General features: G+C 36.9%; 24 protein-coding genes. 12 read left to right on the forward strand and 12 right to left on the reverse strand.

The window, feature by feature from the left end:
- Positions 1-59 precede the first annotated feature (59 nt).
- The 3 genes from tnpA to metF all read left to right on the forward strand — a co-directional run bounded on the left by tnpA (position 60) and on the right by metF (position 4,752).
- Positions 60-512 carry an IS200/IS605 family transposase gene (gene tnpA / locus Q0252_RS09360; protein ID WP_297985589.1) on the forward strand — a complete coding sequence of 151 codons (453 nt, stop codon included), beginning with the start codon at positions 60-62 and terminating at the stop codon, positions 510-512.
- 174 nt (positions 513-686) lie between these two features.
- Positions 687-3,356: a methionine synthase gene (gene metH, locus Q0252_RS09365; protein WP_297985590.1), complete on the forward strand. Its 2,670-nt coding sequence runs from the start codon at positions 687-689 to the stop codon at positions 3,354-3,356.
- 439 nt (positions 3,357-3,795) lie between these two features.
- Entirely contained in the window at positions 3,796-4,752 is a 957-nt protein-coding gene (gene metF, locus Q0252_RS09370) for a methylenetetrahydrofolate reductase [NAD(P)H] (RefSeq protein WP_297985592.1), read from the forward strand.
- A 103-nt stretch (positions 4,753-4,855) separates the two neighbouring features.
- Here the strand turns inward: metF and Q0252_RS09375 are convergent, their stop codons facing one another.
- Both Q0252_RS09375 and Q0252_RS09380 read right to left on the reverse strand, forming a co-directional pair.
- Positions 4,856-6,007: a hypothetical protein gene (locus tag Q0252_RS09375; protein WP_297985593.1), complete on the reverse strand. Its 1,152-nt coding sequence runs from the start codon at positions 6,005-6,007 to the stop codon at positions 4,856-4,858.
- Between the two features lie 15 nt (positions 6,008-6,022).
- Positions 6,023-6,520, reverse strand: coding sequence for a hypothetical protein (locus tag Q0252_RS09380; protein ID WP_297985594.1), 498 nt, complete (start codon positions 6,518-6,520; stop codon positions 6,023-6,025).
- Between the two features lie 161 nt (positions 6,521-6,681).
- On the opposite strand from Q0252_RS09380, the gene Q0252_RS09385 reads away from it, so the two are divergent.
- From Q0252_RS09385 to Q0252_RS09405, 5 genes are all read left to right on the forward strand, one after another.
- Positions 6,682-7,539 (forward strand): DUF1732 domain-containing protein, encoded by an 858-nt coding sequence (locus Q0252_RS09385; RefSeq protein WP_297985596.1) that lies wholly within the window; start codon positions 6,682-6,684, stop codon positions 7,537-7,539.
- A gap of 120 nt (positions 7,540-7,659) precedes the next feature.
- A complete protein-coding gene (gmk, locus tag Q0252_RS09390) occupies positions 7,660-8,223 on the forward strand; it encodes a guanylate kinase (protein ID WP_297985598.1) in 564 nt (187 codons plus the stop codon).
- Between the two features lie 36 nt (positions 8,224-8,259).
- Positions 8,260-9,279 carry a quinolinate synthase NadA gene (gene nadA / locus Q0252_RS09395; protein WP_297985600.1) on the forward strand — a complete coding sequence of 340 codons (1,020 nt, stop codon included), beginning with the start codon at positions 8,260-8,262 and terminating at the stop codon, positions 9,277-9,279.
- Between the two features lie 62 nt (positions 9,280-9,341).
- Complete coding sequence (folB, locus tag Q0252_RS09400; protein ID WP_297985602.1) at positions 9,342-9,704, forward strand: dihydroneopterin aldolase; 363 nt, start codon at positions 9,342-9,344, stop codon at positions 9,702-9,704.
- 3 nt (positions 9,705-9,707) lie between these two features.
- Positions 9,708-11,066, forward strand: coding sequence for a DUF4403 family protein (locus Q0252_RS09405; RefSeq protein WP_297985604.1), 1,359 nt, complete (start codon positions 9,708-9,710; stop codon positions 11,064-11,066).
- Between the two features lie 225 nt (positions 11,067-11,291).
- Here the strand turns inward: Q0252_RS09405 and Q0252_RS09410 are convergent, their stop codons facing one another.
- The gene (locus Q0252_RS09410; protein ID WP_297985605.1) at positions 11,292-13,424 is read right to left on the reverse strand and encodes a helix-turn-helix domain-containing protein; all 2,133 of its coding nucleotides are present in this window, start codon (positions 13,422-13,424) and stop codon (positions 11,292-11,294) included.
- A gap of 104 nt (positions 13,425-13,528) precedes the next feature.
- Between Q0252_RS09410 and Q0252_RS09415 the strand changes: the two genes are divergently transcribed.
- The gene (locus Q0252_RS09415; protein ID WP_297985606.1) at positions 13,529-13,978 is read left to right on the forward strand and encodes a hypothetical protein; all 450 of its coding nucleotides are present in this window, start codon (positions 13,529-13,531) and stop codon (positions 13,976-13,978) included.
- Here Q0252_RS09415 and Q0252_RS09420 read toward each other — a convergent pair.
- Positions 13,972-14,907 (reverse strand): YihY/virulence factor BrkB family protein, encoded by a 936-nt coding sequence (locus tag Q0252_RS09420; protein WP_297985608.1) that lies wholly within the window; start codon positions 14,905-14,907, stop codon positions 13,972-13,974. The genes Q0252_RS09415 and Q0252_RS09420 overlap by 7 nt on opposite strands.
- Before the next feature lie 110 nt (positions 14,908-15,017).
- The gene (locus Q0252_RS09425; RefSeq protein WP_297985610.1) at positions 15,018-15,539 is read right to left on the reverse strand and encodes a gamma carbonic anhydrase family protein; all 522 of its coding nucleotides are present in this window, start codon (positions 15,537-15,539) and stop codon (positions 15,018-15,020) included.
- 121 nt (positions 15,540-15,660) lie between these two features.
- On the opposite strand from Q0252_RS09425, the gene Q0252_RS09430 reads away from it, so the two are divergent.
- Both Q0252_RS09430 and hemH read left to right on the forward strand, forming a co-directional pair.
- Positions 15,661-16,539: a NifU family protein gene (locus tag Q0252_RS09430; RefSeq protein WP_297985612.1), complete on the forward strand. Its 879-nt coding sequence runs from the start codon at positions 15,661-15,663 to the stop codon at positions 16,537-16,539.
- Positions 16,540-16,597: 58 nt separating this feature from the next.
- The gene (gene hemH / locus Q0252_RS09435) at positions 16,598-17,626 is read left to right on the forward strand and encodes a ferrochelatase (RefSeq protein ID WP_297985614.1); all 1,029 of its coding nucleotides are present in this window, start codon (positions 16,598-16,600) and stop codon (positions 17,624-17,626) included.
- 108 nt (positions 17,627-17,734) lie between these two features.
- On the opposite strand, the gene Q0252_RS09440 is transcribed toward hemH, so the two are convergent.
- Entirely contained in the window at positions 17,735-18,946 is a 1,212-nt protein-coding gene (locus tag Q0252_RS09440; RefSeq protein ID WP_297985616.1) for a type IX secretion system plug protein domain-containing protein, read from the reverse strand.
- A 58-nt stretch (positions 18,947-19,004) separates the two neighbouring features.
- On the opposite strand from Q0252_RS09440, the gene Q0252_RS09445 reads away from it, so the two are divergent.
- The gene (locus Q0252_RS09445; RefSeq protein ID WP_297985618.1) at positions 19,005-19,643 is read left to right on the forward strand and encodes an MBL fold metallo-hydrolase; all 639 of its coding nucleotides are present in this window, start codon (positions 19,005-19,007) and stop codon (positions 19,641-19,643) included.
- 48 nt (positions 19,644-19,691) lie between these two features.
- Here Q0252_RS09445 and Q0252_RS09450 read toward each other — a convergent pair whose 3' ends face one another.
- The 6 genes from Q0252_RS09450 to aroC form a co-directional block, all read right to left on the reverse strand.
- A complete protein-coding gene (locus Q0252_RS09450) occupies positions 19,692-20,252 on the reverse strand; it encodes a thioredoxin family protein (protein WP_297985620.1) in 561 nt (186 codons plus the stop codon).
- Between the two features lie 72 nt (positions 20,253-20,324).
- Positions 20,325-21,236, reverse strand: a complete 912-nt coding sequence (gene miaA, locus Q0252_RS09455; RefSeq protein ID WP_297985622.1) for a tRNA (adenosine(37)-N6)-dimethylallyltransferase MiaA — start codon at positions 21,234-21,236, stop codon at positions 20,325-20,327.
- A 98-nt stretch (positions 21,237-21,334) separates the two neighbouring features.
- On the reverse strand, positions 21,335-21,673 hold the full coding sequence (locus tag Q0252_RS09460) for a YkvA family protein (RefSeq protein ID WP_297985623.1): 339 nt from the start codon (positions 21,671-21,673) through the stop codon (positions 21,335-21,337).
- Positions 21,674-21,761: 88 nt separating this feature from the next.
- Entirely contained in the window at positions 21,762-22,307 is a 546-nt protein-coding gene (locus Q0252_RS09465) for a TlpA disulfide reductase family protein (RefSeq protein ID WP_297985625.1), read from the reverse strand.
- 3 nt (positions 22,308-22,310) lie between these two features.
- On the reverse strand, positions 22,311-22,874 hold the full coding sequence (locus Q0252_RS09470) for a thioredoxin family protein (RefSeq protein ID WP_297985627.1): 564 nt from the start codon (positions 22,872-22,874) through the stop codon (positions 22,311-22,313).
- Positions 22,875-22,935: 61 nt separating this feature from the next.
- Positions 22,936-23,997, reverse strand: coding sequence for a chorismate synthase (aroC, locus tag Q0252_RS09475; RefSeq protein WP_297985629.1), 1,062 nt, complete (start codon positions 23,995-23,997; stop codon positions 22,936-22,938).
- Between the last annotated feature and the right edge of the window lie 30 nt (positions 23,998-24,027).

Raw genomic sequence — 24,027 nt, forward strand, 5'->3', positions numbered from 1 at the left:
CCTATGAGAAAAATGAAATGAAATAAATTTGGGAGGTCTGAAAGACCGACATCAAAAAAATGGGACAGTCATTAAATAAGATTTATATCCACATAGTTTTCAGCACGAAACACAGGGTACCTTTGATTTCAAAAGAAATTGAAGAAGAATTGTTTTCATATTTAGGTGGGATTTGTAAAAATTTGGAATGTAATCCTATTCAAATTGGCGGACATAAAGACCATATTCATATTCTTTGTTTGCTATCAAAGAAAATTGCATTAATGGATTTGATTGAAAAAGTAAAAACCAATTCCTCAAAATGGATAAAAACCAAAGGAAAGGAGTTTGAAAATTTTTATTGGCAGAATGGTTATGGTGTTTTTTCTATAAATCCAACAGAAATAGAAATTGTAAAAAATTATATTTTAAATCAAGAGGAGCAACATAAAAAGAAATCTTTTCAAGAAGAATTTGTGGCTTTTCTAAAAAAATACGATGTTGAATATGATGAAAGATATGTTTGGGATTAGGATGTCGCGCTTTCAGCGCTCCGCAATTCTGTGGGATTATTTATCCAAAAGCTTTACCCTTGCTTAGTGATGTCGCCACTTCGTGGCTTCGCAATTTCGCTACATATTTTTCATAGGGCTTTGCCCCATGTTAATGATTAAGGTCTTTCAGACCTTCTTTAAACAAAATTAAAAATGATGAACAATCAAAAAATATTAAAACTATCGGGATTAGAGCCGCTTTATGTGACTCCCGAATCCAACTTCATCAACGTCGGGGAACGAACCAATGTTGCGGGTTCCAAAAAGTTTCTTCGCCTCATTAAAGAAGAAAAATTTTCGGAAGCATTGGATATTGCGAGACATCAAGTGGATGGTGGTGCACAAATTCTAGATGTAAACTTTGATGACGGACTCTTGGACGGGAAATATTGCATGGTTAAATTTTTAAATTTAATCGCTTCCGAACCTGATATTGCAAGAATTCCGATTATGATTGATTCCTCAAAATGGGAAATTTTGGAAGCCGGACTGCAGGTTGTTCAGGGAAAGTGTGTGGTAAATTCCATCAGTTTGAAAGAAGGTGAAGAAGAGTTTATAGACCACGCCAAGAAAATAAAAAGATATGGTGCAGCCGTAATTGTAATGGCTTTTGATGAATATGGACAAGCCGATAATTACGACCGCAGAATAGAAATTTGCAAGCGTTCCTATGATATTTTGGTTAATAAAGTGGGCTTTCCATCAGAAGATATCATTTTTGATTTGAATATTTTTCCCGTTGCTACAGGAATGGAGGAGCACCGCAGAAATGCATTAGATTTCATTGAAGCCACAAAATGGGTTCGCGAAAATCTTCCGAATGTTTCGGTTTCAGGCGGTGTTTCCAATGTTTCGTTTTCGTTCCGTGGGAATGACAGCGTTCGCGAGGCAATGCATTCCGTTTTCCTTTATCACGCCATAAAAGCGGGGATGAATATGGGAATTGTTAACCCAACAATGTTGGAAGTTTACGACGAAATTCCAAAAGATTTATTGGAGTTGGTGGAAGATGTAATGTTGGATAGAAGAGATGACGCCACAGAAAGGCTTTTAGAATATTCCGAAAGAGTAAAATCCACCAAAAAAGAAGTGGTTGAAGATTTGGCTTGGAGAAGAGAACCTTTGCAAGACCGAATTACGCACGCTTTGGTAAAAGGAATTGACCGCTTCATTATTGAAGATGTAGAAGAAGCCAGAACACAAACTTCCAGACCTTTAGATGTGATTGAAGGCAATTTGATGACAGGAATGGGCGTTGTTGGTGATCTTTTCGGAAGTGGAAAAATGTTCCTTCCGCAAGTGGTAAAATCGGCGAGAGTGATGAAAAAAGCGGTGGCTTATTTGCAACCCTTTATTGAAGCCGAAAAAGACCAAACCCAAAAAGCCAATGGGAAAGTGTTGATGGCAACCGTAAAAGGCGATGTGCATGATATTGGAAAAAATATTGTGGCGGTAGTTTTAGGTTGTAACAATTATGAAATCGTGGATTTGGGAGTGATGGTTCCTGCAGAAAAAATTATTCAGACCGCGATTGATGAAAATGTGGATGCGATTGGTTTGAGTGGATTAATTACACCGAGTCTGGATGAAATGGTTCACGTTGCGGCGGAATTGGAAAGAAAAAAATTAAAATTTCCTTTGTTAATTGGCGGTGCAACCACTTCCAAAGCGCATACTGCTGTGAAGATTTCGCCAAAATATTCCCATACGGTTGTTCATATTAATGACGCTTCTCGTGCTGTAGGTGTGGTTTCGCAGTTGTTGGACAGAAATTCTGAACAGTATCAAATTGATTTAAAATTAGAATACGACGATTTCCGTGAAAAATTTTTGAGCCGTCAAGTTGAAAAAGAATATGTCCCGATTGAGGAAGCGAGAGCCCAAAAATTCAAAATTGATTGGGAAAAAGAAGAAATTTTTAAGCCAAAAAAATTAGGAATTCAAATTATTGAAAACCAGGATTTAAGAGAATTATTGCCTTTTATTGATTGGTCGCCGTTTTTCAGAAGTTGGGAATTACACGGAAAATTTCCTGATATTTTGACCGACGAAATCGTTGGAGAACAGGCAACAGAAGTCTATAATGACGCCAAAAAGATGCTCAATAAAATTTTAAACGAAAAATTATTGACTGGGAAAGCCATTTTCGGAATTTTTCCTGCAAATGCTACAAACCAGGATGATATCGAAGTTTATGATGAAAATGGAAAGGTGATTTCAACTTTCCACACGCTTCGTCAGCAATTGAAAAGGTCTGCAGGAAAAGATTATCTCGCGCTTTCAGATTTTATCGCACCAAAAGAAAGTGGAAAACAGGATTATATCGGATGTTTTGCAGTAACGACAGGTTTTGGCACCGATGAATTGGTCAAAAAATTTAAAGATGACCACGATGATTATAACGCTATTCTTGCAAAAGCTCTTTCAGACCGACTTGCAGAAGCATTTGCAGAATATTTACACCATAAGGTAAGAACCGAATTTTGGGGATACGCTGAAGATGAAAGTTTAGATAACGAAGATTTAATCGCTGAAAAATATTTAGGAATTCGTCCGGCTCCTGGTTATCCGGCTTGTCCGGACCATTTGGAAAAGCAAACCATTTGGGAATTAATGAAAGTGAAAGAAAACATCGGTTTGGAGCTAACTCCAGGATTGGCGATGTTTCCAACCGCGGCAGTTTCGGGATATTATTTTGGAAATGAAAAATCTAAATATTTTGGGGTTGGAAAAATTTCGGAAGACCAGTTGAAAGATTATGCTCAAAGAAAGGGAGTTGACGAGGATTTCGCAAGAAAATGGTTGGCTCCGAATTTGGCGTAATTTTTCGCACAGATTTCACAGATTTTCACGGACTTTCTTGAGAGAAATAATTTGGAATTTGTGAAGCCGCGAAGCGGTGAAATCACTAGCATTGGGTGAAGCCCAATGAATGAAAGTACGAGATTTCAACCAAGCCACGAAGTGGCGACATCAAATAAATAATAATTGGAACGCCGAATTGTTGCGTGAGCGATTGCATTGGCAATCCCGGAGCAAGCTCTGGAAAAACCGTGGGAGCGAGGAATTACCTCTTTTATTATTTATTTTTAAAGGAATCGGCGAATCTCGTTGCTCGATTTGTAACGGAAAGCGCGGTTTTTTGTGGATGGAAAACCTTATAGATTTCCGAAAGCTATAAGGTTTAGCAAAAGAAAAAACACGCTCAAATTTTAAATAAAATAATCTGAAATCTGATGTCTAACATCTGAAATCTATAAATATGAAAATCACAGAACACATAAAAAACTCAAACGGAAAAACTTTGTTTTCAATTGAAGTAATTCCGCCGACAAAAGGGACAGGAATTGAAGATTTATACAAAAATATTGACCCTTTGATGGAATTTAATCCGCCGTTTATTGACGTGACGACCTCTCGCGAAGAATACGTCTATATCGAAAAGGGAAATGGTTTGATGGAGCGTAAAATCACAAGAATGCGTCCGGGAACTTTGGGAATTTGTGCTTCAATTCAGCATAAATATGATGTGGATACGGTTCCGCACGTTTTGTGTGGCGGTTTTACGAAGGAGGAAACCGAATATCTTTTGGTGGATTGTCTTTATTTGGGAATTGATAATATAGTTGCTCTTCGTGGCGATGCGATGAAAGGCGAAAACCATTTTGTCCCAACAGAAGGAGGTCATCAGTACGCAATTGATTTGGTGAGACACATCAACGATTTGGGACGAGGAAAATATTTAAGCGGCGATATCAATTGTGCGGATGACAATCGTTTTTGTATTGGTGTTGCAGGTTATCCTGAAAAACATATTGAAGCACCATCTATGAAATACGATTTGCAAAAATTGAAGGAAAAAGTAGATGCAGGTGCAGATTACGTAGTAACTCAAATGTTTTTTGACAATAAAAAATACATTGAATTCGTGAAACAGGCACGAGAAATTGGCATTAATGTTCCAATTATTCCGGGAATTAAGCCTATTGCGACGAAGAGACATCTTTCAATGCTTCCGAAAACCTTTAAAATTGATTTACCGGAAGACTTAATTTCTGAAATTACAAAAGCGAAAGACAACACCGCAGTGAAACAAATCGGTATTGAATGGGCGATTGCGCAATGCAGAGAACTTTTGGATTTCGGCGTTCCTGTGCTGCATTTTTACTCGATGGGGAAGAGCGATAATATTAAGAAAGTGGCGAGAGAATTATTTTAAATTTTATCTAAAAGGATGAAATTTGTTTTGAATCAGCTTCATTGGTGAGGTTCAACAACGCTTGGTATGTTAGGTTCACTTCTATCCATATTCCAAATGGAAATTACAGCATTTTGTGGCGCTGAAATTCTTTAGCTCTATCAAATAAATATCGATAAGTAGCCAATTTTCGGGTAACATTTACGTCTAAACTTTCTGCAATTTTCATCATTTTTGGGTTGAAATCACCAATCCACTGTAGTTCGGTTACTTTAAAATCGGTGTGTTCTCTGAGATGTTTGGTGCCTTCCCAAATCATATACCCGTCAATTCCCGTTCTTTGCCATTCAGGAATTACCCCAAAGACAAGCCCCACCATTTTGGTGTTTTTTGAGAATTTTTTCACCCACAAAAATTTCAGTTTTTCCCAAATGCCGAATTTTCCATTCAGGTATTTAAACCATTGGTTAACGTCCGGAATGTTAATCCACATTGCAATTGGTTTTTGGTTTACGTAAACAAACCAGGAAATATGTTCGTTGATGATGGGCTTCATGCTTTTGAACATTTTCAAAGTCTTTGCTTCTTCAAGTTGCTTTCCTTCACCATGACTAGCCCAGGCTTTATTGTAAATTTCTGTAAAATCTTTGGCAAATTTTTCAAGTTGGTTTTTCTTCATTGGTTTTGCAGTAATTGCCGGATTTTTGGAGTGCTTTGCATGCATTACCGTAAAAACCCTGGAAACATCTGCATGAACAGGCCTACTATAGCAAAGTTGGTTGAAATAAACCTGAAATCCGTAATTTTCAAAAAGGTCTTTATAATAGGGCAAGTTATAGTTCATTCCATAAAGAGGCTCTGTAAAGCCATCCATCAGAACGCCCCAAAATTTATCACGCTCTCCAAAGTTAATGGAGCCATCCATCGCTTCCATTCCGCGTTCCTGAAGCCAGTTTTTAGAAAAACCGAAAATAAAATTGGCAGTTTCTTGGTCATTGATGCAATCAAAAAAACCAATTCCTCCGGTTGGTTGTTCCTGCTTGTATTTTTTGTTGATGAAAACGGCAATTTTTCCCACCGTTTCGTTGTTATCATCTACGAAAAGAAATCTTTCACATTCTCCAGTTCTAAAAAGTTTGTTCTTTTTTTTATCGAATACCGCTTCAATATCCCTGTCTAAAGGACGGATGTAATTTTTATCTTTTTTGTAAAGTCTGGGCTGAAATTCAAGAAATTCTTTTTCCGCAGCGAAATTATTCACCAAAATTGCTTTCATCACTAAAATTTTGGCTTAATATTTTGGACAGTCCTGAACTTTTACATTTCTAAGAACAGTCTGTTTTCCATTGAGAGTAACAAAAACTTCGGCAAAACTTCCGTACATACAATCGGTAGTCATTTCATCAAAAGCGCCATCTTCTGCGTTGATTTCGATATTCTCACCATAGAAATGATAGGTGTTTTCGGAAAAATCCATTTTGTTCAGTTTGTATTCGGTTCCGTTGATGATAATTTTTCCGGTTTGATTCACTGAATTAAAACTGAAAACGGTATTTCCATTAGAAGTGAAAACAGCTTTTCCCTGTTCTGCTTTCTCAGCAAACGGAACGACTTTCAAAGCGTCGGTTCCGGGTGTAGCTTTCATTTCTAAGTCATTTTTTACCAACGAAGAATCTACTGCAGGAACGGGAAGTGCGTTTTGATGTTCTACATTTTCTATTTTTTCATCCTTTTTACACTGTAAAGCTAAAAGTGATAAAAAAGTGGTTGCCAGAAGTAAGTTTTTCATGACCTAAAAGTAGCAATTATTTTACCAAAACCAAATATTCAAAAGGTTTGAGCGTGGTAAACCGTGTCATCAAATATAAAAATTTCTTCTAGTTTCTGCATATTTTGATATGAAAACAAGAAATCAAAATTAATTATCTTTGTGCAGTAATAAATGATTCTATGATTTTATCCATGACCGGTTTCGGAAGAACCGAAGGTGTTTTCGAAGGCAAAAAAATCAGCATCGACATCAAGTCGCTCAACAGCAAATCTTTTGATCTGAATGTGAAAATGCCGCTTCGTTATAAAGAAAAGGAATTCGACATCAGAAAAGTTTTAAATGATAAAGTGTTGCGCGGAAAAGTGGATTGCTATATCAATTGTGAAGTTTTGGACGACAGTAACGATGTGAGTATCAACCATGAACTGGTGAAATCCTACATTTCTGAATTGAAAAAAGTTACCAACGACGGTCCAGATTTCGAATACCTTAAAATGGCGATCAGAATGCCTGAAGCTATTTCTTCAAGACCCGATGAACTGAACGATAATGAATGGATTTTCCTGAACGGTCTGTTGAATGACGCTATTGATAAATTCGAAAATTTCAGAAAAACTGAAGGGCAAATTTTGCATGAGGAGTTGGAAAGAAATATTAAAAATATTGAGAATTACCTATCTCAGGTTGAACCTTTCGAAGAAGTACGTTTGGACGGTGTGAAAGAGCGTTACCGCAAAGTTTTGGGCGAGTTTGATAATATTGATGAAACCCGTTTCTATCAGGAAATGGCATATTACACCGAAAAACTGGATATTCAGGAAGAAAAAGTCCGTCTTGCGCAGCATTTGAAATATTATGTTGAGGTGATGGACAATGAATCTTTTAATGGAAAAAAACTCGGATTCATCGCTCAGGAAATTGGTCGGGAAATCAATACGATGGGTTCAAAAGCCAATCACGCTGATATTCAGAAACTGGTGGTGATGATGAAAGACGATTTGGAAAAAATCAAGGAACAAACGTTGAATGTTTTATAGAATAGTTTGTTTTTGTTTGAGCGTTTGAAATTGTTCGGTTGATAAACAAAAAATATTATCAAACTAATTCAAACTAATTCAAATCAATTTAAACCTTTCAAACGCCCTCAAAAATAATTTATGCAAAAAGTTATCATATTTTCAGCACCTTCCGGAAGTGGGAAAACAACTTTGGTAAAACATGCTTTGGAGCAGTTTCCGCAACTCGCGTTCTCCATTTCATGCACCACGAGAAATCCTCGCGGAACCGAACTAAACGGTGTTGATTATCATTTTATTTCTCCTGACAAATTCCGTCAGAAAATTTCAGAAGATGCCTTTGTAGAGTTTGAAGAAGTGTACACCGATAAATATTACGGAACCCTCAAAAGCGAAGTGGAAAGAATCTGGGACAGTGGAAAAGCCGTTATTTTCGATGTAGATGTAAAAGGTGGAATTTCTCTTAAAAAATATTTCGGCGAAAAAGCTTTGTCGATTTTCGTCATGCCTCCTTCCATTGAAGAATTGGAACGAAGATTGATTTCAAGAGCAACAGATGATGCAGAAACCATCAAAACTCGCGTTGCGAAAGCAGAAGAGGAGATGACTTTCAAAAACGAATTCGACAAAATTGTGGTGAATACAGATTTGGACACTGCAAAATCGGAAACCGAAAATTTAATTACCCAATTTTTAAATGCTTAACTTTAAGCAATTAACAAAATATAACGAACCAAAAATATGAGCACTGAAACCTTAGAAAAAGCAAAAGCCAATCTTCCTGTAAGAGGATTTTTAAAACTGGACGACCTTAAAATTCCGCAGGGAGAAGAGTTAGTTCAGGCAATTTTGGATTTGAAAAAGGAAAAAAATGCTGTTATTTTAGCACATTATTATCAACCTGCAGAAATTCAGGATATCGCTGATTTTCTTGGAGATTCTTTGCAATTGGCGAGACAGGCAAAAGAAACCGATGCAGACATGATTGCGTTCTGCGGAGTACATTTCATGGCAGAAGCTGCAAAAATTCTGAATCCAACAAAAAAAGTAGTTCTTCCGGATACTCAAGCCGGATGTTCGCTTGCAGACGGTTGTAGTGGTGAAGGTTTGAGAGCAATGCGTGAAAAACATCCGAATGCTCTCATCGCAACTTACATCAACTGTAATGCGGAAACTAAAGCAGAATCCGACATTATTGTAACAAGTTCCAATGCAGAAACGATTATTAATGCGCTTCCGCAAGACCGTCCGATTATTTTCGCACCGGACAAAAATTTGGGAAGATATCTTTCTAAAAAAACCGGTCGCGACATGATTTTGTGGGACGGAAGCTGTATCGTTCACGAAGCATTTTCCATGGAAAGAATAGCGCAACAATTGGCTGAAAATCCGGATGCAAAATTGATTGCACACCCCGAATCTGAAACTCCTGTTCTCGATTTGGCACATTTCATCGGTTCAACATCAGCTTTGCTGAATTATGTCGAAAAAGATGAAGCAACCAAATTTATCGTGGCCACAGAAGAAGGAATTCTGCACGAAATGAAAAAACGTGCTCCGCACAAAACGTTAATTCCGGCTTTGGTTTTTGATGAAAGCTGCAATTGTTCCGAATGTTTCTACATGAAACGCAACACGATGGAAAAGCTTTATCTGTGCATGAAGTATGAACTTCCTGAAATCCTTATCGATGAAGAACTTCGCCTGAAAGCATTAAAGCCAATTGAAGAAATGCTCGAACTTTCAAAATCAATCAAATAAAAACATACACCACTTTGTCAAAGTTTTAAAATCTTTGACAAAGTTTTTTTTATAGCCAAACCATGACTTCAAAAATCATCCTCGAAGACCTTAAAATCTACGCTTATCACGGTGTTCTTCCCGAAGAAAAAATCGTCGGAACTTATTATTTGCTGAATGTTGAACTTCATGCCGATCTTTGGAAAGCTGCGGATACAGATGATTTAAATGATACTGTGAACTATGCTTTGGTCAATGATATTCTTCACGAAGAAATGAAAACACCTTCCGAATTATTGGAACACGTCATTGGAAGAATTTTCAAAAAACTGGAAAATACTTTTCCCGGAATTACGTTCATCAAGATAAAACTTACCAAAACAAATCCACCGATGAAAGGCGAAATGAAAGGCGTAAGTGTGGAAATGGAAAAGAGTTTGAGATAAAAGATGAAAAAATATTTTACCTTTTTCGTGCTGATTTTCACTTTGAAAATTGTTGCACAGCAAACTGCGGTTTACGATTTCCCTAAAATCAAATCTTCGCTCACAATGCCAGTTCGCATTCCGCTTTCCGAAGTAGGAAATATTGTGAACGCTTCTGTGAAAGAACTCATTTACGAAGACAATTCGTACACGGATAACGATAACGACCAATTCAAAATTAAAGTTTGGAAAACACGTCCAATCAGATTGGTTGGAGGAACGAAACAAAATTTATTGATTGAAGTTCCACTAAAAATTTGGGCTGAAAAAGGCGTCGGAACTTTGGGTGTTTATTCTTACCAAAACACCACGTTCGAAACGGTGATGTATTTCAACTCACAGATTTCATTTCTGAACAACTGGACGGTGATGACCAAAACTTCACCGAATGGTTTTAAATGGGTAACAAAACCCGTTTTGGATTACGGAAAAATTAAAATTCCCATCACCACTTTGGTGGAAACGAACCTGAAAAAACAACAGGCTGATTTCTGCAAAACTATGGACGAAATGATGTCGAAACAACTAAATTTCCAGCAATACGCCATTATGGCTTGGAATCAGTTTTCGCAGCCGTTTCATATTTCGGAGGAGTATAATACATGGTTGAAAATTACACCGGTAAGTGTGAACATTACGCCGCTAACTTTTTACGGAAACGCGATTGATGCGAACATTGGGATTGATGCTTATTCTGAGACTTTTACGGGACAAAAACCTGCAGCTTCGCCTTTAATTAAAAATGTTGCGAACTTTAATTCGATTCAGAATCTGCCACAGAAATTTCTGCTTCAAACTACTGCAAATATTCCTTTTTCTGAAGCGACGGCGATTGCAAAAAGCATGTTTCTGAATAAAGAATTCGATTTCCGCGAAGGAAAATCAAAAGTGAAAATTACGGATATCAAAGTTTATCGTGACGAAGACCGAATTATGATTGAAGCCGCAACGGAAGGCGCTGTCAGTGGAACTTCTTTTATTTCCGGAATTCCTGTTTATGATGTTTTGAAAAGAAAAATCGTTCTTTCAGACACCAATTTCAAACTCAAAACAAAAAATATTCTGCAGAAAACAGCTACGCTTCTTTTTCAGGGCAAAATCGTGAAAATGATTCAGGATGAATACGGAATTCCAACTGCTGAAATTGAAGATTCCTCCAAACAAAGTATCGAAGAAGCCTTCAATAAAGAATATTACAAAGGTCTGAAAATGCAGGGGAAAGTTTTTAGTCTAAAACCTTCGAAAATTTTACTAAATTCGTCAGGAATCACAGCTGTGATTGATACCGATGCCCAATTGAAACTGTTGGTGCAGGGAATGTAAAAAAACTAATTGAAAACTTTATGACACAAATCTCCAGAATTGCCGAACGAAACAAATCTGAAAAGCGGGTTCGTTTTGTTAACTACATCATCGATTTTATTTTTTCAGTCATCATTATTTGGATTGTTTTAGCGGTTTTAATACTCATTTAAGCATTTACTACAGGCGAAGATTACGTCTTAATTGCGACCCAAATGGAAAATTCCTCATTAAAATCTATAAAAATTATTCAGAATTCTTCTTTTCTTTTTGATAAACAAAATGGTTTTGCAGTAACCGGATTTCGTTGAATTCAAAATCATTTGGCAAGGCTTTTTTCCATTCGGTTAAAGTTTCGTGATTGTTTTTTTTGAATTCTTCCTGGAAGATTTCAATCTTTTCCTTTGCGAAAATTCGGTTTAAATCCAACAATCCCTGTTCAGCAAATTTAGCGAGATGTCCGTAAATGGTTTCGGTTACCAAACCGCGTTCTTTGGCGATTTCAGGAATCGTTTTTCCTTCTTCAAAAAGCTGAAAGCTGAGAACCTGCGACGGAACTTTTGCAACTTTTGAAGTAATTTGCACATCGTTTGCTTCGTCGAAAAGCTTGGTTTCCAGAAGATACAACGTTTTTAAATCTTTCAGATAATCTTCCAAATCATCGAGGATAACGCGAAAATCTTCGTTGTACTGTTTCAAACCTTTTACGCCTTTTGTTTCGGCATAAAATTCTTTTAAAGGATTGAATATTTTTTCATTTACGTTTTTGAAAAAGAAATTTACAGCGCCTTTTGCTTTGCTTTCAACTTCGTTCCAATCTTCGTTTCCGGAAATGAATTTCTGCGTTTTCTGACGAATTATTTTTTCAAATTTTTCATAAATTCCGTTGAAGTTTTGCGCTTGAGGTTTAATGGCATCATACAAAAATTTTGCTTTGTCTTTATCCAAAAACTTACTGATTCTCGCATTCGAATACCAAGTTTCTAAAGCCAATGAAAACCAACGGTTATCCAATCTGTTGATAATTTTCTGGATGCTGTAGTCGTATTTTTCAATGTTCAGAATTTCTTCAACACGGTCGTTTGCATGGGTTTCGTCCTGAAATTTTGAAACTCTTTTATCAGCAAAAATAACTTCGGGCGTAATTTTCGATTTTAAAACAATTCCTTCTAAAGTTCGGCAGCGCGAAAGCGCAACATAAACCTGGCCTGAAGCAAAAGACTTTCCGGCATCAATAATGAGTCGGTCAAAAGTTAAACCTTGTGATTTGTGAATTGTTACCGCCCATGCCAAACGAATCGGATACTGAACGAAACTTCCTAAAACATCTTCCTGAATGCTTTTGTCCTCGCCTAAAGTGTAACGTTTTTGGTCCCAGGTTTCTTTTTTGAGCTTGTAAATTTCGTCGTCGCCATCGATAAGAACGGTAATTTCATTGTTGTCGATATCAACAATTTCGGCCAATTTTCCATTGAAATAACGTTTTTCATTACTAGCGTCATTTCGGATAAACATAATCTGAGCGCCAACTTTCAATTCTAAAACTTCGTCGTTTGGATATTGGTTTTCGTTGAAATCTCCGGTTATTGCAGCTTTAAACTGATGAATTTTTCCGGGAAGTTCGGCCAGTTTTTTCTGGTTGATTTCATCTGCCATTCGGTTATGCGAAGTAAGATAAACGTAGGCTTCATCTTTCGGTTCAAAATCCGGAATGTAACGTTCATTTAAAGTTTCAAAATCGATATCACCAATTTCTCCATCGCGGATTTCGTTGAGGATTTCAAGAAATTTCTCGTCTTTCTGTCGGTAAACTGTGGTGAGTTCAAGCGTAATTAAAGGAAGTTCCTGCAAAGCTAAACTGTCAAAGAAAAACGGCGATTTGTAGTATTGGCTCAAAACATATTCGTCCCGAACAACCGGTGGAAGCTGATATAAATCTCCGATAAACAACATTTGAACTCCACCAAACTTCTGCTGATTTCTTCGGACATGGCGCAAAGAAAAATCCATCATATCCAAAACATCAGCCCGAAGCATTGAAACTTCATCGATAATGATAATTTCAATTTCGCGCAGCAGTTTCAGTTTGTCTTTTCGATATTTGAAATGATGCATCAAATCAGCAATATTGTTCCCCAAATTTCCATCGATGCGCTCTGTTGTTGGCAAAAATGTTCTCAAAGGCAGCCCAAACATCGAATGAATGGTTACACCTCCAGCATTAATGGCGGCAATTCCGGTGGGAGCCACAACGATATGTTTTTTGCGGGTGCGTTTCACAAAATCGTTGAGGAAAGTGGTTTTTCCAGTTCCGGCTTTTCCGGTAAGAAATATGCTTCGGTTGGTGTGTTCTGCTAAATTGAACAGAGAATCATTCATTGTTCAAATTTAAAAAAAATGAAAAGAATAGGATTTTGAAAATTTGCTATATTTTTTCGCAAAAAAGGCAACATTTTTGCTGATGTTGAGGAAAATTATCTCGAATGAAAATCATCGCCGTTTTCGGAATCGCACTTTTGTCGCTCGCTGCCTGCAAATCCAAAAAATCAGTTGAACCTGATGATACTTTGCCAAAAGATATTTCCCAGAAGCCTGTGAAAAATAATTCTCAGGAAAAAGACAATGAAGATTTATCGAAATTAAGGGCGGAAATTGATGATTTAATTAATGCTCAAACTTGTACTAATGCTGAAGATTGGAGGATTTCACCAATAGGTTCTAAGGCTTGTGGTGGTCCTGCTTCTTATTTGGCTTACCCGAAAGATAAAGAGGACGACATTCTTCCTAAAATTCAAAAATATACAAGACAGCAATCTGCTTTTAACCAAAAATACGGCATCGTTTCGGATTGTATGATGGTAATGCCTCCTTCCGGAGTTAAATGTGAAAATGGAAAAGCAGTTCTTATTTCTTCCAACGAAAGCATTCAATAAAAATTTTTCTGTACTTCTTCGGGCAGTTTATCTTTAATATTTTTGGTAGCACTCCATTTGGCGTGTCTCGAAGGTTTGATGTGGTAACCCATTTTCTTTGAAAATATTTTGGTGAATTCTGCCCCGAAAAACAACAGCTGGCAGGAATAATTGATCCACATCATCAATAATATAATGGTTCCTGCAGCGCCGAAAACTGAAGTTGGCTTCGAAATATCAAAATAAATTCCCAACAAAAATTTTCCGAGACCGAACAGAACGGAAGTAATAAATGCACCCATCCAAACTGATTTCCAGGAAATTTCAACGTCGGGTAACACTTTGAAAATCAATGCAAAAAGTACAGTTGCGAAGATGAATCCAATCAGGAAATTCATGATATTTAGAGCGACATACGTTTCAATGCTGAACTGTCTTGTAATCCACTCATTGGCAATGCCGATAAAGGACGTAATTAATAAGCTAATCAGCAACAGAAACGCTATCATTAAAATCATTCCGAAAGAGTTGGCACGATCCAAAAAAAATTTTTCGATGGCTTTTTTAGGAGCTGCTTCAACATCCCAAAGGGCATTGAGGGATTTCTGCATTTGAAAAAACAGGGTAGTAGCACCGAAAAGAAGGGTTCCGATACCGAAAATTTTCATCCAGACATTTTTATTGTCCAGAACGCCGCTCGTAATCAGATTTTGAATGGCATCACCAACGTCTTTACCCATTATTCCGGCCGTTTGTTTCTGAATTTCGCCGCGAATCGCTTCATCACCTAAAAATCCACCAGCAACCCAAACAATAATAATGAGCAATCCGGGTAAAGAAAAAATGGCATAATACGCCATACTCGCAGAATCTTTGGATGCCGGAGAATTGTTCCATTCGGAGAAGGTTTCTTTAAGAATTTCCCAAGTATATTTTAGGTACTTTGTCATGGTTGGAAATCAGAATTCCAAATCTGTACCTAAAAAATTAGGGATGATTTATATGTAAAAAACTTTAAAAATTCTGAAAATTAATTCAACTTTGATATTTCACAATTCACTTATTCACTTTCCTTATACCATGAAGAATATTTCACGTAATTGTTCGCAATTCTGTTCACTTCACCTTCTAAAAGTTCACAGGAAATATCTTTAATTTTTTTCGCCGGAACTCCTCCCCAAACTTCTCCGGACCTGATGTGAGTTCCCTGTGTTACAACGGAACCGGCTCCAACGATAGAATTGCTTTCAACAAGACAATCGTCCATTACAATTGCCCCCATTCCAATCAGAACGTTATCGTGTATATTGCAACCGTGAACTATCGCATTATGACCGATAGAAACATTGTTTCCGATATTTAGCGGAAATTTTTCATAGGTGCAGTGAAGCATTGCGTTGTCCTGAACATTCACTTTGTTGCCCATTTTGATGTAGTGAACATCGCCCCGAATTACGGCGTTATACCAAATGCTGCATTCGGTTCCCATGGTAACATCTCCAACAACAGTTGCGGTTTCTGCCAAAAAAGTTCCATCGCCAATTTGCGGTTTTTTTCCTAAAAGTTCTCTAACGATTGCCATATTCAAAAGGTTCAAAGTTTAAAGTTTCTTGCTGATTTCAACGATTGATAAAGTCTAATATCTGATGTCTGATATCTGCCTTCTAATGCTTATTTTTGCACTACTCAAATTTAATTATAAAATGCGACAAATCATTATAGAGCCTACAGAAAATCCCAAAGTAATGAAGTTTATTGCGGATTACACGCTAATTCCCGGAGCTTTGGAACTCGACAGAATTTCTGATATTTCCGAAATTCCTTTGGCTCAGGAACTTTTTAATTATCCTTTTGTGGAAAGAATTTTCATCACAGCTAATTTTGTGGCAGTAGCGAAACAGGATTCTGTAGAATGGGAACACGTTTCTGAAAGTTTAAAAAATATTATTGAAGACGAGCTTTTGGCTAACCCAAGAATTTACCTTCAGAAAAAAAGAGAACTTTACCAGATTTATGCTGAAATGACGCCAAATCCTGCGGTAATGAAATTTGTTGCGCAGCGATTTATAATTGAAGGTTTCCTTGAAGTAAAATCCCGAGAAGAAGCAGCGGGAGTTCCATTAGCGAAAGCGATTTTTGATGAATTCGAGTTTGCGAAAGAAATTTTTATCTCCGATAATTTTGTGGCTGTTACTAAAGACGATTCTGTACAGTGGCATGAAGTGATGGTTCCGGTAAGAGCTTTTATTGCGGAATATCTTCAGGCAGGAAATAAAGTGGCTGAAATTGAAGCTCAAAAACACGAAAATCCTGTAGAAAAAATTATCAACAGAGATTATACCGATAACGAACTTAAAATTTCTGATATTCTGAATGAATACGTTGCTCCGGCTGTAGAAAACGACGGCGGCAAAATTTCTCTGATGGAATATGACGAAGACAGCAAAACAGCGAAAATGTTGCTTCAAGGTGCATGTTCAGGTTGCCCAAGTTCTACGGCGACGCTTAAAAACGGTATCGAAAATATTCTGAAACAGTTTGTTCCGGATTTGGTTGAAAAAGTAGAAGCTGTTAACGGATAATCATAAGCAATTAGCAATGGGTGATGAATAATCATCCATTACTTATTACTCATTACTCATGAATAAGAAAGGAATTTTACTTGTTAATCTCGGTTCGCCAAAATCTACAAAAGTTGAAGATGTAAAAGAATATCTCGACGAATTTTTGATGGACGAACGCGTGATAGATTACCGTTGGTTTTTCCGTGCCCTTTTGGTTCGCGGAATTATTCTGAAAACACGTCCCGCAAAATCCGCAGAAGCGTACAAAACTGTTTGGACAGACCAAGGTTCACCTTTAATTGTTATTACTGAGAAAATTCAGAAAAAATTACAAAAATTGGTGGATATTCCCGTGGAAATCGGGATGAGATATGCAGAACCCAGCATCGAAAATGGTATCAAAAAACTGGTAGAACAGGGCGTTACAGAAATTGTTCTTTTTCCTTTGTATCCACAATACGCGATGAGTACAACCGAAACGGTGGTGGAGAAAGCGGAAGAAGTTAGAAAAGCGAAGTTTCCTAACGTTAAAATTGCTTATGTTGAACCTTTCTACAACAAAGAAATTTACATTAACTGTCTTGCAGAAAGCATCCGCGAAAAATTACCTGAAAATTTTGATGCGCTTCAGTTCTCTTATCATGGCGTTCCCGAGAGACATTTGTATAAAACCGACCCAACAAAAACCTGTAAAATTGGCGATTGTTGTAATCAGGATTGGAATCCTTCGCATAAATTCTGTTACCGCCATCAATGTTACAAAACAACTGAACTGGTTATTGAAAAACTTGGAATTCCAAAAGAAAAAACGGTTGTTTCATTTCAGTCTCGTTTAGGAAAAGATAAATGGATTGAGCCTTACACGGACGAAACTTTGGAGAATCTTCCCAAAAAAGGCGTGAAAAATCTAGCAATTTGTTGTCCGGCTTTTGTATCGGACTGTCTGGAAACGTTGGAAGAGATTTCTGTTGAAGGGAAAGAAGAATTTCTTCATGCGGGAGGCGAAAATTTCAATTATTTGCCATGCTTGAATGACGAAGACCGATGGATTGAAGTGGTGAAAACGCTTTGCGAAGAAAAAATCAATCAGTTTTATTTGGTATAATCCACTTCCACTACATCCCCTTTTTTTTCTATTAGTTTTCAGATCTTTAGCTTATGTGTAAGGAGTCATTATGGAAAATGTGCGGAATTTTTTCTGCAGGTTTTTAGCTTAGCGAACCTGAGTCCGAAACTCGCCATAACCTATCAATCCATCGTAGTTTTTACCGAAAGATTTGTAATAAAGAAAAGCTTGGTAAAGGTTTTCGGTTTGCCAGAAATTACCGTTAATCTCTCCGAAATTTAAAGTTCCATCGGCGTTTTTAGTGGCGAGTATATAATTGTAAAAACCTTGTTTCAGAAAGATTTTAGCAACATATTTCTTGGATGATTCATCGTAAAACATTTGATTTTCTTTGGATGGAACAAAATTGTTAAAAGCGCCCAAAACATAAATTTCCTTATCAGTTTTCTCAGAATCCAGTGAGAAATAAACCCAGGAATAGTCTGCTTCTTTGTCGGCGGAACGTTCAATTCCCAAATCATTTCTTCTGAAATAAAAGGCGCCGTTTACGTCGGGTTGGTATTGATAATTTAAAGGAAAAGCCCAAACAGGATGAAGGTAAGTGTAATTAACACCGTCAATATTTTCTGCTCCGGCAACCATATCGAAAGGTTGATTGATGATTTTATTGTCGAAATAATAAAACTCATTATTTCCGGGAAAAGAAAGATTTAATTGCTGGAAAAGAACTCGGTTTCCTAATGTAGAAGAAGGTTTAAGATTGAAGATTCCTTCGTTCCAGTTGTTATTCTGAACAACATTCAAGCTTAAAGAATTTAAATTCGAACTGAAATCTGCACCGTTTCCAACTGCCTGAACTTCCACACGCTGGTTGATTTCCGGATTTCTGGAATCTGAAGTTCTGGATATTTTTAAACCAACAGTTGCTCCATTTTCAACCACGCAGAAACGTCTTGTAAAAAGAGGTTTATCTGCTGAATCTTTGTAAACAATCAATTCAAAATTCCCTGAAATTTTCGGACGTATCTTATCATTCGGAAAGGTTAAAGTATAATTGGTGTACTTCTGAAAAGTGTTGAAAGAATACTGGAAATTGTCAATCAAGCCATTCAAATTTCCGGTAGCATATTCAGTGAAAAAAAGGCCGTCGTCGTTCCAGTTTCGGTCGAAATGTTTAATTGTGTATCGGTAAACTGTACTTTGGTTGGAAAGGTCATCAAAACGAAGAACCAGCTGTTCATTAAAATTGATAACCGGCGTTTCATCATTGGTTTGAGGATTAAAAAGCTGAATACTTCTAATGTCCTGACTAAAACCTAAAATACTGCAAAAAACAAAAAATACACTTAAATATTTCATCTTCACGAAGATAACGAAAATCACACCAAAATCGTATTTTTGAGGCAAATTCTACACTATGTTTCAGCTTCAGGCTTTCGTCTTTAATTTCGCATCAGAAAATACTTATGTTCTGTATAATCAGAATAAAAATGCTTGGCTTATCGACCCAGGAAATTATACGGAGAAAGAAACCGAAGCACTCGAAAAATTTATTGAGAAAAAAGAACTCAACATCACAAAAATTGTTTTAACGCACGGTCACATCGATCATGTAATGGGTTTGCAATGGGCTGTAGATAAATTTAAAGTTCCGGTTTATCTTCATGAGGAAGACGAAATTGTACTGGAAATGTTCCCAATGTCAGGAAACCGTTTTGGATTAACGTTAAAACCCATCAATGTTGAAACAACAAGGATTTCAGAAGGTGACGAATTGGATTTCGACGGTGAGAAGTTCAAAATTTATCATGTTCCGGGACATTCTCCGGGAAGCGTGGTGTATCACAACGAAAATCAGAAATTTATTATTTCGGGCGATGTTTTGTTTGAAGGAAGTATCGGCAGAACCGATTTATACAAAGGGAATTATGAACAGTTGATTGATGGAATTAAAACGAAACTTTTTGTTCTCGACCCGGAAACTCAGGTTTTCAGCGGACACGGAAATCCCACAACAATAGGTTTCGAGAAGGATTACAATCCTTTCTTTAAATAAAAAAAGATACAAGATGGTGTTTCTTGTATCTTTTACCTTTTATCTTTTTTATTCTTTCCACTTAATATTGCAACCCATACTTGGCTTTTGGATCTCTTCCTGCGGTTCTCCTGCCAAAAGATTTTCAAAAGCGATAATTAAATCTTCACCTGTAACTTCTTTGGTGTTTCCAGGACGGGAATCGTCCATTTGTCCGCGGTAAACCAAATCCAGTTTGTCATCAAAGAAATAAAAATCCGGTGTGCAAGCTGCGTCGTAAGCTTTAGCAATAGCCTGACTTTCATCGTACAGATAAGGGAAATCGAATTTTCTTTCTATCTGAAATTCAACCATTTTTTCCGGTGAATCTGCAGGATATTTTTCAACATCATTAGCGTTGATGCCGATAAATTCGATGCCTTTTTCGTGGTAGTCTTCGTAAAGTTCGTTCAGTTTATCAATCACGTGAAGCACGAAAGGACAATGGTTGCACATGAAAATCACTAAAGTTCCTTTTTCGCCTTTTAGTTCATCCAAAGACTGAACTTCATTGCTTTTTGAAGGATTTGGAAGTTCGAAAAAAGGAGCCTTTGTTCCTAATTCCAACATATTTGAAGGGGTATTTGCCATAATTTTTAATTTGAAAACTAATTAATTTGAAGATTTGAAAATGAAATCGAGGCAAGAAAACGCACAGCATTTTCAAATTTTCAAATTTTGTTGGAGCAAAGATAACGATTCTTCCACGGGATTTTCAAAACTCACCCAATGAATGTTGTCTTCTTTTCGATACCACGTTAATTGTCTTTTTGCAAATCTGCGTGAATTTTTCTTGATTTCTGAAACTGCAAAATCTAAATCCCATTCCCCGTCAAAATATTTGAAAAGCTCAGAATAACCAACTGTATTCAGTGAAGCTAAATTTTTATTTCTTAAATGATTCAATGATTTCGCTTCGTCTAAAAGTCCGTTTTGCATCATCAAATCTACTCTTTGATTTATTCTTTCGTAAATAATTTCCCGCGATGCTTCAATTCCAATTCTAATGACGTTAAAATTTCTTTCCTGAACGCTTTCTGCAATATTTTCGGTGTAAGATTTTCCTGTTTGCCAAATCACATCAATGGCGCGTAAAAGTCTTCTTGGATTGTCTTTGTCAACAATTTTAAAATATCCCGAATCGAGGTCATGCAAAAGTTTTTGAAGTGAAGAAATCCCTTCGTTTTCTAAAATTTCAGTAAGTTTTTTTTGATTTTCTTCGTTGGCTTCGGGTAAATCATTTAATCCTTCAATCAACGCTTTTTCATACATCATGCTTCCACCAACAAGAACCGTTATGTCATGAGTTTCGAAAATTTCTTCAATTTTTTGAATCGCATCCTTCTCAAACTGGCCAATGGAATAATAATCTTCCACCGAAAGATTGCCTATGAAATGATGTTGTACTTCGGAAAGTTCTTCTTTAGAAGGAGCCGCTGTTCCAATTTTCATCTCTCGGAAAAATTGTCGGGAATCACACGAAATAATCTCCGTTCCAAAATGTTTTGAAATTTCGATAGCGAGTTTGGTTTTGCCGATTCCGGTGGTTCCGATGATGGAGATAAGAGTTTTCACGGCGCAAATTTCCTGATTTTTTTTGAATTTTCGGTTTTACTTGATTCAAATAAAAAATCCCGGAAAAAATTCCCGGGACTTCTCTGTATTTCTTGAAATTATTTTATTTCCTCGACATCAATCGTCGTGATGCCTTCTTTCTGCAAACCTTCCCAAAGCAGGAATTTGTCCACTTCTTTCATCAGTTTCGGTATTACGAATATTAAAACAGCAAGGTCATCAAGCGTTCCAACAAACGGAATCAGAATTTCCGGAAGCAAATCGATTGGAGAAATTACGTAGATTAATCCGATAACAGGAAGCAACATATCCATGCCTTTTACAGGATAATTTCCTTTGGTCCATGCCTTCAGCATGCGGAAAACTACGGGAATTTTTGCAATGAAGCCTTTGTGTTTAATAGCTTCTTTCAAAAGTTCAACTTTAGAGTATTTCATTTTGTGTTAAAATAAATTTTTTACAAGCCAAAATTAAACAAATTGTTTGCCAATATTTGTTGAGGTTTAGTTAATTAAAACTTAAATTTTACTGCTGTACATTTTTGATGAAATCGTGTACAGACTGTGCATTCCAGTCTCTCGAAGCGTCTTCTTTCATAAGGATTCTTCCGTTTTTATCGAGAAGATAAGTGGTAGGAAAAACTTTCGGCAAAACTTTATCAGAAATCGGACTTTGAGCGATATAAACCGGTGCTGTATAATTATTTTCTTTCATGAATTTAATGACGTCTTCTTCCTTGTCCTGCATCGCAATCAAAACAAAATCCACTTCATTTTTTTTGCCGTCATATAATTTTTGGATTGTAGGCCATTCTTCGCGACAAGGAGGACACCACGTTCCCCAAAAATTTAGGAACACCAGTTTTTTGCCTTTAAAATTTTTCAAATTCGTACTGGGAACGTTGATTCCTTTCAGCTGTACATCGTAATCTGCATCGGAAACGGTAACTGCATTTTCAATTTCGGCAACGGGAAAGAAAAGGTCTTTCAAAGTGTTTCGAACTGACGGAACAAAAGCAACAACAGCCAAAAAAGCCGTTAATAAAAGATAAATGAGGTTTTTCTTAATCATCAATTAAATTAATTCTAAAATTTCGTCGATGGCATCTTTGCCACGGTTTTTTGCGTAATATACCTGTAAATCGTTGTAAAACTCTTCTCTTGGATAAGCCTCAGGATTTTCTTTAAATTTTTTCAGCAATTCCAAACCATATTTTGGTCTTGGTCCCCAAGAATTTTTCAACGTTAAATCTTCGTTCAAAATTAAGACTTTTGGGATAGATTGTGTTCCGTTGGTCAGAAATTGGTCTATTAAAGTCGTATCTGAATCTCTGAGGAAAATTTTCACTTCATTTCCGGCCGCTTCAAAAAATTTGGAAACTGCAGGAACAGTCGCACTTGCATCGCCACACCAAGGTTCGGAAATGATTAAAATCTTGCCGTCAAAATTTTTAGAATTTAAAATTTCAAGCTGATTTTCATCCAGTTTAAAGGTTTTCAAAGTACGGTTCATTCTCTGAAGTCCCAACTCATAATATTCCTGATGGTCATCATTTTTGTCGGGATTGTTGCTGATTCTTTGTTCTGCAACATTCATATACTCTTCAAAACTGATGGCTTTGTCCCAATAATTTTTCATTTCTAAAATTTTCTACAAATTTACAGCGTTTTACCGCTTGTAATCTGTGATTTTAGTCACATTAAATCTTCCTGATTTGATTCACCAAAAATAAATCAGCCAGTACAAAAGCCGCCAAATTTTCAACAATGGGAACTGCTCTTGGCAAAACGCAAGGATCGTGTCTTCCTTTTCCTTCAACAATAGCGGGATTTCCGTCTTTGTCAACACTGTCCTGCGGTCTTAAAATCGTTGCAACAGGTTTGAAAGCTACTCGAAAATAAACATCCATCCCATTGGAAATTCCACCCTGAATTCCACCCGAAAGATTTGTTTTTGTTGAAAAATCTTCGTTGAATAAATCGTTGTGCTCTTTCCCGGTCATTTTTGCACCGCAAAATCCGCTTCCATATTCAAAACCTTTACAGGCGTTGATGTTGAGCATCGCTTTCGCTAATTCCGCCTGAAGTTTCCCGAAAATCGGTTCGCCAATTCCTACCGGAAGATTTTTGATGACGCAGGTAATCGTTCCGCCAATGGTATTTCCTTCTTTTTTGATCTCCTTAATTTTTGAAATCATTTTCTCTGCTGTTTCAGCATCAGGACAACGAACTTCGTTGCTCTCGGTTTTTGAGAAATCTAAATCCTGATAGGGTTTTTCACAGAAAATTTCGCCAACGGAAGATACATAAGCATTGATTTCTACATTTTCGGGCAGAATTTGTTTCGCCAAAACTCCTGCGACAACCCAGTTAACCGTTTCGCGGGCAGAAGATTTTCCACCACCACGATAATCGCGGACTCCGAATTTTTGGTCGTACGTGAAATCTGCATGAGAAGGACGGTATGCGTTTTTAATATGGTCGTAATCTTTTGATTTTTGGTTTTCATTTTCGATGATAAAACCGATGGGAGTTCCGGTGGTTTTGCCTTCAAAAATTCCTGAAAGAAATTTTACGGTATCGCTTTCTTTTCTTTGAGTAACAATCGCACTTTGTCCCGGTTTTCTGCGGTCGAGTTGATGCTGTACTTCATCCAAATCTACTTCCAAACCGGCCGGAAAATTGGTAATAATTCCGCCGTAAGCTAAACCGTGACTTTCGCCAAATGTCGAAAGATTAAGAAAATTTCCTAATGTGAACATGCAACAAATGTAGTGAAAAGAACGAAAAAA

Origin of the sequence: uncultured Chryseobacterium sp., assembly GCF_936933875.1 — a bacterium.
Classification (GTDB): domain Bacteria; phylum Bacteroidota; class Bacteroidia; order Flavobacteriales; family Weeksellaceae; genus CAKZIK01.

Excerpts from the sequence above, each read along its gene's own strand:
- tnpA (WP_297985589.1), top strand. The coding sequence starts at position 60 with ATGGGACAGTCATTAAATAAGATTTATATCCACATAGTTTTCAGCACG.
- metH (WP_297985590.1), top strand. The coding sequence starts at position 687 with ATGATGAACAATCAAAAAATATTAAAACTATCGGGATTAGAGCCGCTT.
- metF (WP_297985592.1), top strand. The coding sequence starts at position 3,796 with ATGAAAATCACAGAACACATAAAAAACTCAAACGGAAAAACTTTGTTT.
- Q0252_RS09375 (WP_297985593.1), bottom strand. The coding sequence starts at position 6,007 with ATGAAAGCAATTTTGGTGAATAATTTCGCTGCGGAAAAAGAATTTCTT.
- Q0252_RS09380 (WP_297985594.1), bottom strand. The coding sequence starts at position 6,520 with ATGAAAAACTTACTTCTGGCAACCACTTTTTTATCACTTTTAGCTTTA.
- Q0252_RS09385 (WP_297985596.1), top strand. The coding sequence starts at position 6,682 with ATGATTTTATCCATGACCGGTTTCGGAAGAACCGAAGGTGTTTTCGAA.
- gmk (WP_297985598.1), top strand. The coding sequence starts at position 7,660 with ATGCAAAAAGTTATCATATTTTCAGCACCTTCCGGAAGTGGGAAAACA.
- nadA (WP_297985600.1), top strand. The coding sequence starts at position 8,260 with ATGAGCACTGAAACCTTAGAAAAAGCAAAAGCCAATCTTCCTGTAAGA.
- folB (WP_297985602.1), top strand. The coding sequence starts at position 9,342 with ATGACTTCAAAAATCATCCTCGAAGACCTTAAAATCTACGCTTATCAC.
- Q0252_RS09405 (WP_297985604.1), top strand. The coding sequence starts at position 9,708 with ATGAAAAAATATTTTACCTTTTTCGTGCTGATTTTCACTTTGAAAATT.
- Q0252_RS09410 (WP_297985605.1), bottom strand. The coding sequence starts at position 13,424 with ATGAATGATTCTCTGTTCAATTTAGCAGAACACACCAACCGAAGCATA.
- Q0252_RS09415 (WP_297985606.1), top strand. The coding sequence starts at position 13,529 with ATGAAAATCATCGCCGTTTTCGGAATCGCACTTTTGTCGCTCGCTGCC.
- Q0252_RS09420 (WP_297985608.1), bottom strand. The coding sequence starts at position 14,907 with ATGACAAAGTACCTAAAATATACTTGGGAAATTCTTAAAGAAACCTTC.
- Q0252_RS09425 (WP_297985610.1), bottom strand. The coding sequence starts at position 15,539 with ATGGCAATCGTTAGAGAACTTTTAGGAAAAAAACCGCAAATTGGCGAT.
- Q0252_RS09430 (WP_297985612.1), top strand. The coding sequence starts at position 15,661 with ATGCGACAAATCATTATAGAGCCTACAGAAAATCCCAAAGTAATGAAG.
- hemH (WP_297985614.1), top strand. The coding sequence starts at position 16,598 with ATGAATAAGAAAGGAATTTTACTTGTTAATCTCGGTTCGCCAAAATCT.
- Q0252_RS09440 (WP_297985616.1), bottom strand. The coding sequence starts at position 18,946 with ATGAAATATTTAAGTGTATTTTTTGTTTTTTGCAGTATTTTAGGTTTT.
- Q0252_RS09445 (WP_297985618.1), top strand. The coding sequence starts at position 19,005 with ATGTTTCAGCTTCAGGCTTTCGTCTTTAATTTCGCATCAGAAAATACT.
- Q0252_RS09450 (WP_297985620.1), bottom strand. The coding sequence starts at position 20,252 with ATGGCAAATACCCCTTCAAATATGTTGGAATTAGGAACAAAGGCTCCT.
- Q0252_RS09460 (WP_297985623.1), bottom strand. The coding sequence starts at position 21,673 with ATGAAATACTCTAAAGTTGAACTTTTGAAAGAAGCTATTAAACACAAA.
- Q0252_RS09465 (WP_297985625.1), bottom strand. The coding sequence starts at position 22,307 with ATGATTAAGAAAAACCTCATTTATCTTTTATTAACGGCTTTTTTGGCT.
- Q0252_RS09470 (WP_297985627.1), bottom strand. The coding sequence starts at position 22,874 with ATGAAAAATTATTGGGACAAAGCCATCAGTTTTGAAGAGTATATGAAT.
- aroC (WP_297985629.1), bottom strand. The coding sequence starts at position 23,997 with ATGTTCACATTAGGAAATTTTCTTAATCTTTCGACATTTGGCGAAAGT.